Annotated in this window: 13 protein-coding genes; 3 read left to right on the top strand and 10 right to left on the bottom strand. The window is 48.1% G+C overall.

Annotated elements, in window-relative coordinates; genetic code table 11:
* Positions 1–69: 69 nt before the first annotated feature.
* From LVQ79_RS01080 to LVQ79_RS01045, 8 genes are all read right to left on the bottom strand, one after another.
* Positions 70–720 (bottom strand): DUF1120 domain-containing protein, encoded by a 651-nt coding sequence (locus LVQ79_RS01080; protein WP_232863586.1) that lies wholly within the window; start codon positions 718–720, stop codon positions 70–72.
* A gap of 552 nt (positions 721–1272) precedes the next feature.
* Positions 1273–1950, bottom strand: coding sequence for a hypothetical protein (locus LVQ79_RS01075; RefSeq protein ID WP_232863585.1), 678 nt, complete (start codon positions 1948–1950; stop codon positions 1273–1275).
* Positions 1951–2020: 70 nt separating this feature from the next.
* Positions 2021–2668, bottom strand: coding sequence for a DUF1120 domain-containing protein (locus LVQ79_RS01070; RefSeq protein ID WP_232863584.1), 648 nt, complete (start codon positions 2666–2668; stop codon positions 2021–2023).
* A gap of 318 nt (positions 2669–2986) precedes the next feature.
* Positions 2987–4135, bottom strand: coding sequence for a hypothetical protein (locus LVQ79_RS01065; protein ID WP_232863583.1), 1149 nt, complete (start codon positions 4133–4135; stop codon positions 2987–2989).
* Between the two features lie 45 nt (positions 4136–4180).
* Positions 4181–6688 carry a TcfC E-set like domain-containing protein gene (locus LVQ79_RS01060; protein ID WP_232863582.1) on the bottom strand — a complete coding sequence of 836 codons (2508 nt, stop codon included), beginning with the start codon at positions 6686–6688 and terminating at the stop codon, positions 4181–4183.
* 28 nt (positions 6689–6716) lie between these two features.
* Positions 6717–7208 carry a CS1 type fimbrial major subunit gene (locus tag LVQ79_RS01055; protein WP_232863581.1) on the bottom strand — a complete coding sequence of 164 codons (492 nt, stop codon included), beginning with the start codon at positions 7206–7208 and terminating at the stop codon, positions 6717–6719.
* 41 nt (positions 7209–7249) lie between these two features.
* Positions 7250–7984 (bottom strand): hypothetical protein, encoded by a 735-nt coding sequence (locus tag LVQ79_RS01050; protein ID WP_232863580.1) that lies wholly within the window; start codon positions 7982–7984, stop codon positions 7250–7252.
* A gap of 440 nt (positions 7985–8424) precedes the next feature.
* On the bottom strand, positions 8425–8637 hold the full coding sequence (locus tag LVQ79_RS01045) for a ubiquitin-like domain-containing protein (RefSeq protein ID WP_232863579.1): 213 nt from the start codon (positions 8635–8637) through the stop codon (positions 8425–8427).
* Between the two features lie 219 nt (positions 8638–8856).
* Here LVQ79_RS01045 and LVQ79_RS01040 point away from each other — a divergent pair, with 219 nt between their 5' ends.
* Both LVQ79_RS01040 and LVQ79_RS01035 read left to right on the top strand, forming a co-directional pair.
* Positions 8857–9600: a YciC family protein gene (locus tag LVQ79_RS01040; RefSeq protein ID WP_151995899.1), complete on the top strand. Its 744-nt coding sequence runs from the start codon at positions 8857–8859 to the stop codon at positions 9598–9600.
* 59 nt (positions 9601–9659) lie between these two features.
* Positions 9660–10196 carry a septation protein A gene (locus LVQ79_RS01035; protein ID WP_064511702.1) on the top strand — a complete coding sequence of 179 codons (537 nt, stop codon included), beginning with the start codon at positions 9660–9662 and terminating at the stop codon, positions 10194–10196.
* A gap of 153 nt (positions 10197–10349) precedes the next feature.
* On the opposite strand, the gene LVQ79_RS01030 is transcribed toward LVQ79_RS01035, so the two are convergent.
* On the bottom strand, positions 10350–10628 hold the full coding sequence (locus LVQ79_RS01030) for a hypothetical protein (RefSeq protein WP_232863578.1): 279 nt from the start codon (positions 10626–10628) through the stop codon (positions 10350–10352).
* A gap of 333 nt (positions 10629–10961) precedes the next feature.
* Here LVQ79_RS01030 and yciA point away from each other — a divergent pair, with 333 nt between their 5' ends.
* Positions 10962–11354: an acyl-CoA thioester hydrolase YciA gene (yciA, locus tag LVQ79_RS01025; protein ID WP_232863756.1), complete on the top strand. Its 393-nt coding sequence runs from the start codon at positions 10962–10964 to the stop codon at positions 11352–11354.
* A gap of 58 nt (positions 11355–11412) precedes the next feature.
* Here the strand turns inward: yciA and dcp are convergent, their stop codons facing one another.
* Positions 11413–13458, bottom strand: coding sequence for a peptidyl-dipeptidase Dcp (dcp, locus tag LVQ79_RS01020; RefSeq protein ID WP_232863577.1), 2046 nt, complete (start codon positions 13456–13458; stop codon positions 11413–11415).
* Positions 13459–13465 lie beyond the last annotated feature (7 nt).

The following is a 13465-nucleotide window of genomic DNA, read 5'->3' as shown; positions in this document are numbered from 1 at the left end:
GTGATACCCGCTAATAATCTTCAAGTCAGGAAGAGTAGCCGGTCCTTGTTGGACCGGCGCTGTTTCTGATTAGAGGTACTCGACAATCAGGGTGGCAGAGCCAGCAAAATTGAAGTTAGTTGTCGTATCCAGAGTGTTAAGCGGTGCGATAACCGGCTCAATGTCAAGCTGGGTAACTAGCGTACTGAGCGGTTTAGGGGCGGTAGATGAGGTGTTTTCGCCATATGCATACAATATCCCCCCATGAACAATCACTGTAGGATCTATACCATTTGCCGTGGTCCAGTTTTTACCGCCATTTATTGAACGCATAGTAATAACATTACTGCCATCCCCTTGCGCGGTCCCCTGCATACTTAAAGTATATTGACCGATATTATTTGTACCTTGCTTACCCAGGCCAAAAATGGCGCCGTTATTTAGGTCCAGCGTCGAATCCATAGCATTATCCACTGCTCTAATAGCAAATGGAGCGGTCGCGCCGGCACAATCAACTGTTAAATCAAGGGATTTCTTATCCAGAGTGGTTCGTGCCGTCTCAGAAAGATCGGAGGTGGAGATTGAACCGTAGTTAATGGCGCCGCCACCGCTCAAGGTTGGCGTACAGGCCACCGGAGTGATAGTGCCCGTAACGTTCAGCGTGACGTTACTTGCAGCAAAAGCCTGAGAAGAAACCAGCATGCCGAAAGCCAGTGCAGATAAAGTGAACTTATTAGTCATGTACATAAAAATTCCAACATTAAATAGAGGTTAATTAGAAAGCAGGCTCCTGCCGCTTCACTCGCCGCCTTATTCAGAACCCGAAAGATAAATGGGCTAGCGGCAACGACGGCAAAATTAGCACGCAGGGTGGAGGGCAGGAACTGAATAAACCTTATTTAAAATATACATATTTATCAGATGGTTATTTATTTAATTCAGGTTTAGTAAGGCTGACTGAACGTCTTAACAATGCTTACCTTGCCCGCAGCAACTTCTCGTGACGCACGTGGGCAGAGGCGCCATACAAAGACCCCTCTTTTTTATCAACCTACAACTTTAAAAATCCAGCATCTGTTCAAAGACAACCGTAATATTGCCTGACCACTCGGACCCTGGCTGGGTCAGCATTTTATCCAGTTCGCCACCTGCGACTTCAATGGTTAACTTCCCGGAAGAGGTGACCGGCGTTAAACCAGCAAGGATATAGGACGAGTAAGCCCCTTTATATGTAGTTACCGGATGCTTATTGACTGGACTGCCGGAATACGCGAAACGGATTTCTGCCGGGTATTAAAAATAATTCACTACCACGGTTGCCGCACCTTCCAGTTGAATGGCTCCGGCGGTATCTAAATCATCCCGTGGGTTAATGCTCATTCTTAAATGCCGGGGAATCTGCATCCTTTTAACTGCTGGATGACCGAGGTAATAACCATCTTCTGCGCCATTTCCATCCGATGCATAATCACTAAAAGAGGTTACCGGACAACTGGGACGGAGCACGCTACCTCTGAAGATACGAACATATTTATCCAATCCCATCAGGTTGCCGTCACCAACATCAACCTTGGTCTGCTCAGCATCTGGCAAAACAGGATCGCATCCGCGGTCAGACAAAGCCTCGTTAGTTGAAGGCTTCCACCACGCCAGTGAACCGGTGGCCGTTCCACCGGCATGGGGTTTTAGCTGCCCACCGTTGTCAAACGGAAAAGCGACCCAAAGTCCGGTTGGCGCCGGGCATTCAATCGAGATCGTTTTTGAGAGATCCCGATGGGTAGGCGCATCGCTGTTGAGTTCATCCGCCATCATGGTGCCGAAGCGGTAGTCTTTGCCACCGGCAATCACCACCGTACAGGGGGCCGGGGCAACAGACCCCATCACGGTAAGATCGGCTTGGCTCGCTGCGAACACGGGTTGCAACAGGTTCAAGACAATGGCTAGTGTGGTAAGTTTTGTTGGCATTTTCATAGTGATACCCGCTAATAATCTTCAAGTCAGGAAGAACTGCCGGCCCTTATTTGACCGGCACTGTTTCTGATTAGAGGTACTCGACAATCAGGGTGGTGGAACCAGCAAAATTGAAGTTATTGGTGGTATCCAGGGTGTTGAGTGGCGCGATAGTCGCCTCAATGTCAAGTTGGGTAACTAGCTTACTGACCGGCGTAGGAGTGTTAGCTGTGCTGTTACCATATGCATGCAGTTTCCCCCCATGTATTACCATTACCGGATTGACACCCGATGTTTTGTTCCAGCTTGTACCGCCATTTATTGAAGTCATAGCGTGAACATCATTTCCATCTCCTTGCGCGGTCCCCGCAATGTACACAGTATATTGACCGATATTACTTGTTCCCTGCTTACCCAGGCCAAAATAGCCGCCAGTATTTAGGTCCAGCGTCGAATCCATATTGTTATCCACCGCTGTAATAGCAAATGGAGCCGTCGCACCGGCACAATCGACCGTTAAATTAAGGGATTTCTTATCCAGAGTGGTTCTTGCCGTCTCAGAAAGATCGGAAGTGGAGATTGAACCGTACTTAATGGCGCCGCCACCGCTCAAGGTTGGCGTACAGGCCACTGGAGTGATGGTGCCCCTGACGTTCAGCGTGACGTTACTTGCAGCAAAAGCCTGAGAAGAAACCAGCATGCCGAAAGCCAGTGCAGATAAAGTGAACTTATTAGTCATGTACATAAAAATTCCAACATTAAATAGAGATTAATTAGAAAGCAGGCTCCTGCCGCTTCACTCGCCGCCTTATTCAGAACCCGAAAGATAAATGGGCTAGCGGCAACGACGGCAAAATTAGCACGCAGGGTGAAGGGCAGGAACTGAATAAACCTTATTTGAAATATGCATATTTATCAGATGGTTATTTATTTAATTCAGGTTTAGTAAGGCTGACTGAACGTCTTAACAATGCTTACCTTGCCCGCAGCAACGTCTCGTGACGCACGTGGGCAGAGGCGCCATACAAAGACCCCTCTTTTTTATCAACCTACAACTTTAAAAATCCAGCATCTGTTCAAACACAACCGTAATATTGCCTGACCACTCGGACCCTGGCTGGGCCAACATTTTATCCAGTTCGCCACCTGCGACTTCAATGGTTAACTTCCCGGAAGAGGTGACCGGCGTTAAACCAGCAAGGAGATAGGACGAGTAAGCCCCTTTATATGTAGTTACCGGATGCTTATTGACTGAACTGCCGGGGTAGTTTCTCCACGGTTCGGGGAGCGTGATGGACACATTCAAATTAGCCAGATTTCCTTTTCCATCAGAAATCTGACAAATATTTGACGAAAGATAACTGCAATTCTCTAACGAAACCGCCACCCACCCCTGGGCGGTAATGGTAAAAGGTATATTTCGATATATTCTGTCGGGCTTGACGCTGCGGTTGATCCAACTGCTCCAGCCGTCTTGCGGGGTTAATACTGCCCGCTCAGAACCCGGTGGAAGGCGGAGCTTCATGGGAACGGTAGAAACATAAACAACAAACGGAATTTCGATGCGGTCGGTGTGGTAGATAGCTTCCGGCCCCATATCAAAATCTTTGCCAGGTCCCAGCGTATAATAAATGCTGCCTCGATAAATACCGGGCTCGGTAGCCGGGGTTCTTAAATCCCAATTAGTGGGAAACCCAACAACACTTCTGGCTCCAAAGATTAATGCCGTATAGTGGATATGATCAGGCCCACGTGTAGAAGCATAATTACATTCTGCAGCACCTCTAAAAGTTATAGAACCACTCTTCCCGACGGTGGCTGAAACTGGGTTACATGCGGGGTAGTCATATATTGGCGATGAAAAACCTGATTCATATCTGAAATGCCAGTTTTGTTCGTTGCCTGAAGTACCATCAAGGGCTGCCCCTTGAGAAAGACTAATCGTACTGCCTCTTTCATTAGTCAGCACAACAATAGAATTTGGCATTTTTGCTTTAATTAACAGTTGGCCACTTCCTGAGGTGAAACTTTTTTCAACATTAATCGGCACCTCATGATTATTTATCGTGGTGACCTGAGTACTGACCCCTACAATGGCGTAACCTTCGATGATATTTGAAACACCCGCATAGACAAACCCAGGTAATAACAAGAGCGTGGCGATAAGCTGCAAATAGATCAGATTTAAATAGATGAAGCGCTTCATAAAGATAACCAACCAGGATTTAAATAATTGAATTAGCCGAATGCGTTAACTTTTCACACACTGAATATCACCCACCATCAGCGCATCGTTCTCCTGCGGATGGGCGTTAATGTCGAGGGTTAACTCGCACAGCTGTTTATTCTGATGATGAATGGCAAGCGTAGGCGAAGAGGCGTTCATTTCTACGGCAAAAAAACCACCGTGTTCCGTAACGCTGCGACTGGCATGGTTAATTACCTGACCGCCGCGAATAGGCTCACCCTGAGCATCCAGTACTCGCCCGATAACCGTGACAGTTTTCATTACCTGTATTTTGCGATATTCCACGCCGCCACGATTGAGCTGATAGCGGGTGCTCTGCGGCTTGATGGTGACGGCGTGGTCGTCTTTCTCTACATCAAACTGTATATGACCCGTTTTATAAGGGGCGACGGGAATAAAGTTGCGCCCGGGGCGCAGTGGTGTGCTGCTTCCACTATGTTCATCGGCGCGTAAAAGCACCTCTGGCACATCGGACTCCACGTCAATAATCATTCCTGCGCCGCTGTAGTGAGATTCGCCACTGGCTGCCAGCTTATTGCGCCCCATCGCAACGGTACTTTCTAAATTCACACCGCCGCTTAAACCCGAGTTGTAGCTGGATTTTTGGGCGTAAGCATCGCCACGTAATACGCTGTTCTGGAAACCGGCTCCCACATCAAGGCCCGTACCATAACGGTCGGCGGTCAGGGTGCCGTTAAGATTGCGCACAAAACCCTGGTCATAATCCTGCTGCCAGCCAACTGCCGCGTTGTTATCACGCTCACCATCGCGAGCGGTACGGCTACCCAGTCGGGTGGTGACGCGGCCTTTTTCCGTGCTGAGATTCCAGCTAAGGTTAATATCAATGCCCCGGTTGCGCCCGTTACCACTGCTGTAGCTGCCGGGACGATCGAACAACGACACGCGCCACAAAGCGCTATTGCCGTACAGTTCACCGTTATGCTGCCAACCAAGATCCACACCGGTGCCATTACTGTTGCCACTATTATTGCTGACCCGCCCGGTCAGGCTGTTCTTGTTGGACAGACGATGATGCAGGTTGGCGGAGCTGGTGCGGTTTTCTTCTTTATAGCTACCGTAGCGGGTACGGGTATCCAGCCACGATTGGTTGTGGCTTAAGACGATGCTGCCGCTGCCATAACTATAAATACCCTGTAGATCGGCCGCCTGACCGTAGTTTTCTGCCCATGACAGATTGTTATAGAAACTTAAACTGTCGCTGATTCGCCAGTCCAGCGTGGTGCCGTACTGCATATTGCCCTGCACCTGCTGGGCTGAAAGGCCGCCGATCAGACGAGGATTAATCAGATAATTAAGCAAGACTCCGGCATTCAGCTCGCCTTGTTCGCGTTTATCCCAGTTGCTTATTATCTGGCTCGACTTACCGGCAAACAGGTTGTAACGCCAGCGGTTGGTTGGGTCTGCCCAATTTTCCGGTTTGTAGATGGTTTCTTCACGGCGGTAAGTGACATCACCATCTTCTACAAGACGCACTTCAATCGGGTAGATCCCCCCCGGCAACGAGCGTGTATCAATCGTTTGTAAGCCTGGCTGTACCGACTGACTGTTGATTAACTGCTGGTTTCGGTAAATTTCGACCATACCCGGGCGGTTAACTGTCACATAAATAGGCGTCGCGCTTGGGCGATCGTTACGGATGGCAAGAGTATCGGAACTGCCGAGCATCACCCCCAGCGTGGTGTCCGGACGACCGCCTAAAGTCATGGGCTGTAGGCCAATGTTATTGCTGTCGGGCGTAAAGTAGCCAAGCCGCAGGAAGCGGCCTTCATATTCACGCTGCCCGTAAAGGTCCTGCATGCTGTAATGCATTTCATCGTCATAACCGCTGCTTTTCGCCATCTGCCAGCTGCTTTGCATACTCCAGGTGCCGAGACTTGCAGTTGCATTCAGCCAGTAGTTGCCGGAGGTTTCGCCCTCCCCGCTATTCACCAGGTTGAGCTGATTACGGACGATCAGACCTGGAGCGCTCTCCTGCGGCAAAAGATAATATTTCGCTTCACCGTCGATAACTTCCGCATCCGCCGTGACGATAGATAACTGTGAATTTTCGATGCTGTAATGAATCGCGAGCAGCTTTTCAGGACAGTCGGCGCTGCATTCACCGAGTTTGCGTTCCTGTTGCAGGATTTGCCCCCACAACTCCTGACGGCGCAGCATTTCCCCCTGCACATCCACGCTGTGGGTAAATTCCAACAGGCGGACTCGTTCATCGCGCGAGAGCGTGATCATTCCCTCCCCCAGCAACTGCCCGTTGAGTTCGATACGCACGGCCAGCGGCACGTCGAAGAAATGCTCGGCAAACCCAGCGGGCAGTTGCTCAGTTTGTTTTAATAAGCTGGCGGTGGTCATTGGGGCAGCAGAAGCAGAATAAGGAGCAGAAAGCGCAACGGCGATACAGCCCGCCAGGCATGTCTGTTGAAAAATACGTGGGTTATTCATAGTCAGCCATTCGTGAGAAAGAATCTCTTGTGCCAGTAAAGGCACTGACACAAGAGAAAAAAGAAATGCTGAAGAGTACTTACGGCGTTACCGTTTCAAACAGCATGCCGACCAGGCCGGTATAGCTACCTGGAGCATACCCACCCGTTGGCGCTGCTGCGGCACGAACCTGGAAAGGTACCGTCTGGCCAGTCGCTGCAGCTGTCGCTGCAAGCACTTCTGCCGACGTAGTGGTTAATGCCACGTTATTAACCAGAACGCTCAGGCCGATATTTTGCGCCGGCGTTCCGTTGCTCATTTCGATTGGCGAGGTCAGTTTTGCGGAGATGGCACCCGTGGTGCTTTTCATATTTAACTGGCGGGAGAAAGTGGCCAGCGTTTTAGTCTGTGAGTCGTAATCGAGGTTCTGCGGGTCGTTCATCCAGTTACCGCCGCCTGCTGGAGTCACATAAAAATCAGCGGTAGGGATGGTGGCGGTTACCGTCATTTGGTGAGCAATGGGGTCAACTGCCTGCACGCTTACAGAAGACAGGATCAGAGCCAGAGGTGCCAAAGCAATAAGTTTTTTCATACTATTAATTCCATTTGTTTGTTAAAAATAAAATACCCAGGTTAATATTTTTTGGTTTTGTCACCTTCAATTAAATGAAAATGAAAAACCTGATTTACTTCTTTGCTAAAATTACGGCTGGCGCCGGGTAATACATGGTGCTTGCTTGAGACATCACAGTTTGTTCCGTTGCTGTCACAGGCTTTAAAATGGTCTAAAAAGACAACGCTATTACCGTTATTACGCACAGTCATACCGCTCTCACCTTGCGTAATATCCGTGTTAAACCTGACCTGACTCGGGCGAACATAAATAATGGTGCCGTAGCCCGCCATAATATTCACCCCGGCACTAAGGGTTTTGCCGTAATCGTTCACGTCTTTTTCGGAGACATTAAAATCCCCTTTACTGTCTGGCATTACCGGAACATATCTCACGCGGTAATAGCGTTCCACCTGGCGCTCGCCCATAACTAATAAACGTACGGTTTGCATGCCCTTCGCAGGAATAATTAAACGCGCAGGGCTGGCAATCAGGGTATAACCGCCGGGTGCTTTTGCCTGATTGATATCCATTACCGGTTTTTCTTGATTGCCATTTTTCTTATCAAGAATAATTTCACTGACATCAACCTTAACGAAAGCTGTCGCATCACCTTCATTACGAATACGTTTTAGAAAAGTTGATTTATCTGCATCAATATAATCCTGCATAGTGCCTACATTGATGTCAGGCGCAGCGGCATGACCTGTCAATGGAATTAAAATCCCGACAAGTAACAAAACAGTTATCTTCATTACTTTAACTCTCTTCTGCTTAATGGTTTATTACCCACCATCATTCGCATTGCGTTTAGCTATATGTAAAAGACGCTACTTAATGGTCGTACTGCCTGTCCGACACACAATAATGATTAGAGAAGCATAAGGACACTGATATGTACTGAAAACAACCAACTCAAAAACACTCAAAATACCTACAATCAAATATTCAGTTAATAAGGGGAAATAAGGTCATATTTCTTCTTCTCACCACAACATAGAGTTACAGGAACTGGATGATTGAGAGGATAGAAGCGTTCATAAAATTGATAGGTTTGTTAGGACGTGGGTCAGGACAAAGTTCGACGCGTTTTTTAACCGAGCATGAGCAACTGAATATACCTCAAAATAAAGCCACCTCAGTACAACTGCGGTGGCTTTATTTAAGTGAATCGTCCAGATAATAAGGTGATGTTTTACACGATATTTATCGTAGCACCATCTGCAATATTATAAACACCTAAGGTAAGGCCTTCATCAAGAACCTTTCCGTTGTATACCAATCTGATTCTGTCAATTGAGACACCAGTATTATCTGCAATACGTGATTTTACATTCAATATCGTATCCGCACTTTCTAAATCCAGGCTGAATTCTCTGTCGTTTTCATCCACGAAATTAATCTGCATAGTTAGCTCCCAAGTGTTGTTGCTGTACGACAAATTTAGGTCAAGCAAACCTTTACTGCAATGTTATGTCAATTTATGGGCAAAACGACAACCCCGCTCCAGATCAATTTTTCACATTGACAGTAACTTACTTTCACCGCGCATCTTGTCGGTGCCAGCGTCATTCATCCAGGGTACAATCCCCGCTGTTTTTTAACCGAGCAACATCAAGGAGAGTGCATGTCTATCACGGCAGGTTCTGTGTACCGTGACACGGGGAATTTTCTACGCAATCAGTTTGTTACTGTCTTACTGATCGCTTTACTTTGTGCCTTTATTTCGGTTGTGATCGGTCACGCCTTTTCACCCAGCGACGAGCAAATGTCTATCCTTAGTGAGGGAGATAATTTATCGAATAGCATGGGGCTGTTTGATCTTGTGCAAAACATGACACCTGAGCAGCAGCAAATGTTACTTAAAGCCTCTGCGGCATCGACATTTGCGGGTCTGATTGGCAATGCAATCCTTGCGGGTAGTGTGCTGGTTTTAATTCAGATGGTGAGTGCCGGGCAACGCGTGAGCGCGCTGCGTGCGATTGGTACATCGGCTCCTGTATTGCCTAAGATCTTTATTTTGATGTTCCTGACAACCTTCCTGGTGCAAATCGGCATCATGCTGATTGTGGTACCGGGCGTGCTGTTAGCAATTCTGCTTTCATTCGCGCCAGTTATGGTTGTGCAGGATAAAGTAGGAATTTTCCAGTCGATGCGCGGCAGTATGCGTCTTGCCTGGGGAAATATGCGCCTTGTTGCACCTGCGGTGATTAGCTGGTTACTGGCAAAAACTGCACTCCTGATGCTCGCATCTTCATTTGCAGCACTGTCACCTGCGGTTGGCGGGGTGGTAGCAAATACGATAAGCAACCTGATTTCTGCTGTGTTGCTCATCTACGTATTCCGTTTGTATATGCTGGTACGCCAATAACACTCACTTACTCCTGAACCTCTAACTGAAGGTTCAGGAGTCATTTTACGGAACAGATTATGAAGCAGTTTCTCGACTTCCTGCCCCTGATTGTTTTCTTCGCATTCTATAAAATGTACGACATTTATGTGGCCTCTGGTGCGCTGATCGTCGCCACCGGTTTTGCACTGATCTATAGCTGGTATAAATTCCGCAAGATAGAAAAAATGGCGCTGATCACCTTCCTGATGGTGGCCGTTTTCGGCGGCCTGACGCTGTTCTTCCATAATGATGAATTTATCAAATGGAAAGTCACCGTGATCTACGGCCTGTTTGCTGCCGCACTTCTGATTAGCCAGTTGGTGATGGGAAAACCGTTGATTCAACGCATGTTGGGGAAAGAGATCTCTCTACCGCAAGGTGTATGGTCACGTTTGAACGTCGCATGGGCGTTATTTTTCATCGTCTGTGGCGCACTGAATATTTACGTTGCGTTCTGGCTACCACAAAGCGTGTGGGTCAACTTTAAAGTGTTCGGCCTGACGGCGGCGACGCTGGTGTTTACGCTGTTGAGCGGTGTTTATATCTATAAGCACATGCCTCAAGAAGAAAAGTAAACATTCGCGGACGCGTTTAAATATTTTCTGTTCTCGAGCACACGTTGATAAATCCAAAAGCAACGTGTGCTTTTTTCTTTTAAATCCCCCAGATGCAAAAATGCCCCAGCGGTTACCGAGGCATTGTCATTAAAATTCTGCTTTCAAACAAAATTAATGATGGTCGTCATATTGGTGCTCAATCACCATCCCTTCTGCCACGCTGGCAACATGACGTGCGCGCGGATGATATGCCGCGACAGGCGCTGGAGCCGGGGTGACGTATACTGTTTGAGGCGGCGTGGTTGTTACGTTGATAGCCTGGGAAACAGTGACTGAAGAAGGCACTACCACCACTTTATATCCGCTCGGAACATCTACAGTGACATTTTGCGCCATTGCTGAACCTATCCCGCCAATCATAACAACTGTCAAAAGAAGAAACTTTTTCATATAAACATTAACCCACGAAATAATTAGAGTATGTAATACGCCGAAGGGAGCTTAAATAAACGGATACCGCTCTTTTGTAGGAGCGACAGTGATGCGGATAGTAGACAGTTTATCAATGTGATTATTAGCTTTGTGTGCTTAAGGTTTTTCACTCATTATTAGCATATATAAACAGTGCTTATGGACATATCCAGGCACAAACCCATACGAGCCATGGGAATCACAAATGTGATAAATTGCTGATATAGCACCATAAGTGCAAAAGCAATGGCCATGCCCGCTGCAAGCGAATTCAATAACGATGAAATCCATGACTACTTTTTGGAAAGTGATATGACTCCACAAGACACTCCCGCAGGCGAACTGGTTCTGCGCACACTAGCCATGCCGGCGGATACCAACGCCAACGGCGATATTTTTGGTGGCTGGCTGATGGCGCAGATGGATATGGGCGGCGCGATTATGGCCAAAGAAATTGCCCAAGGCCGTGTGGTAACTGTCCGGGTTGATGGGATGACGTTTCTAAAGCCCGTCGCCGTTGGTGATGTGGTGTGTTGCTACGCCAACTGCATCAAACGCGGAAATAGTTCCATTACCATTAACGTGGAAGTATGGGTGAAAAAGGTCTCGTCTGAACCGATTGGCCAGCGCTACAAAGCGACAGAAGCCATTTTTATCTATGTCGCTGTCGATAATGACGGTAAACCGCGCCCTATTCCGCGCTAAGTTAGTTTTCAATAAAAAATGCGCCGAATGGCGCATTTTTTATTATCTTTGACCTGATTCAGCTTTTTAAACCGCGATTTTCCAGCATCGGTTCACTGTAAGGCGCATGCCCACGCCAGTCGTTATACAGCGTTTTGAGTTCCTTACTGTTCCCTCGAGACAAAATCGCTTCACGGAAGCGCTGACCATTTTGTGCCGTTAGCCCGCCCTGTTCCACAAACCATTGATAGCCATCATCGGCCAACATTTGTGTCCAGATATACGCGTAATAGCCCGCCGCATAACCTCCCCCGAAGATATGCGCGAAGTAGCTACTGCGATAACGCGGAGGAACGGTTGGCAGATTAATGTGCTCACTTTCCAGTGCGTGCGCTTCAAACTGCGCCACATCATCGACAGCACTTCCGGCCGGTAAACTGTGCCAGTTCATATCCAGTAGTGCTGCGGCAAGCAATTCTGTCATGTCGTAGCCTTTGTTAAAGCGGGCGGCACGGAATAGCTTATCTTTCAATGCATCAGGCATCGCCTCGCCAGTCTGATAATGGCGAGCATAGTTAGCAAACACCTGGGATTGGCTCGCCCAGTGTTCATTGATTTGCGAAGGGAACTCCACGAAGTCGCGCGGCGTATTCGTCCCAGAAAGTGTTGCATAGCATTGGGTCGCAAATAGCCCATGTAACGTATGACCAAATTCATGGAATAACGTCACCACATCGTCCCAGGATATAAGTGCGGCTTCCCCGGCTGCCGGTTTGTTGTAATTACAAACGTTGTATATCACCGGAGAGTTATCCAGCAGCGTGGATTGTTCAACAAAGTTGCCCATCCATGCTCCGCCACCTTTACTGTCGCGAGCAAAGAAATCGCCATAGAACAGCGCCATGCCGCGCCCGTCTTTATCAAAGATTTCCCACACGCGCACGTCATCGTGATAGACAGGGATATCAAAGCGCTCGACAAAATTCAGACCAAATAGCTGGCTGGCTGCCCAAAAAACACCATTGCTTAGAACATTGTTCAACTCGAAGTAAGGCTTAATTTGCCCTTCATCAAGGTCGTATTTCGCTCGTCTGACTTGCTCTGCGTAGAATGCCCAGTCCCATGCTTCGGCTTTAAATCCACCCTGTTGTGCGTCAATCACCTGCTGAATATCCACAAGTTCGCGTTGCGCACGTGCGGTGGCAGCAGGCACGATGTCACGCATGAATTGCAGTGCTGCTTGCGGCTTTTCTGCCATTTGGTCGGCAATTTTCCAGGCCGCGTAATTCTCGAAACCAAGCAATTGCGCCTGTTCTGCACGCAGTATGGCCAGGCGCGCGACAATAGCTCGCGTATCGTTGCCGTCATTTTGCTGAGTGCGATCCCAACCCGCTTTAAACAGTTTTTCACGCGTCTGGCGGTTTTGCAGTGATTGCAGCGCGGGCTGTTGGGTGAAATTAAGCAATGGAATTAAGTATTTTCCATTCAGCCCCTTAGCACTGGCATGTTGTGCTGCAGATGCAATTTCTGCCGGCGTTAAGCCCGCCAGTTGCTCTACATCGCCAACCACCAGACCTGCGGCTTTATCTGCTGCATGCAGGCGATTATTAAACTGGCTACTAAGCTGGGCGGCTTCCTTATTCAGCACCTTAAGACGTGCTTTTTTCTCATCATTTAATGTTGCGCCCGAGAACCTAAAACTCTGCCAGACAACTTCAACTAAACGCCGCGATTCTTCATCAAGCGCTGATGCGTTGCGGTGTTGGTAAACGCTATCCAGACGCTCAAACAGCAGGGTATTAAGGCGCATTTCATCGGCGAGCTCTGCCAGTTCTGTGGCAAATTCTTCATCCAACTGTTGCAGATAATCGTTGGTGTGCGCAGATGTCATGGCAAAGAAAACGTTGGTTACTCGCCCTAACATCTGCCCGGTTTTTTCCAGCGCAAGGAAGGTATTTTCAAAAGTGGGTGCCGCAGTGTCATTGGCAATCGCCGCTATTTCTGCGCGCTTGATGCGTTTAGCTTCGTCAAATGCCGGACGATAGTGGCTGTCCTGAATGTCATCAAAGTGAGGTGCCTGGTAAGGCAATAAACTGATGTGATAAAACGGATTTTCCATCTGCATTCTTTAA

This window comes from Buttiauxella cochleicola, assembly GCF_021282405.1.
GTDB lineage: Bacteria > Pseudomonadota > Gammaproteobacteria > Enterobacterales > Enterobacteriaceae > Buttiauxella > Buttiauxella massiliensis.
The sequence above is the reverse complement of the archived record's forward strand: the minus strand, read 5'-3'. Positions and strand labels throughout refer to the sequence as shown.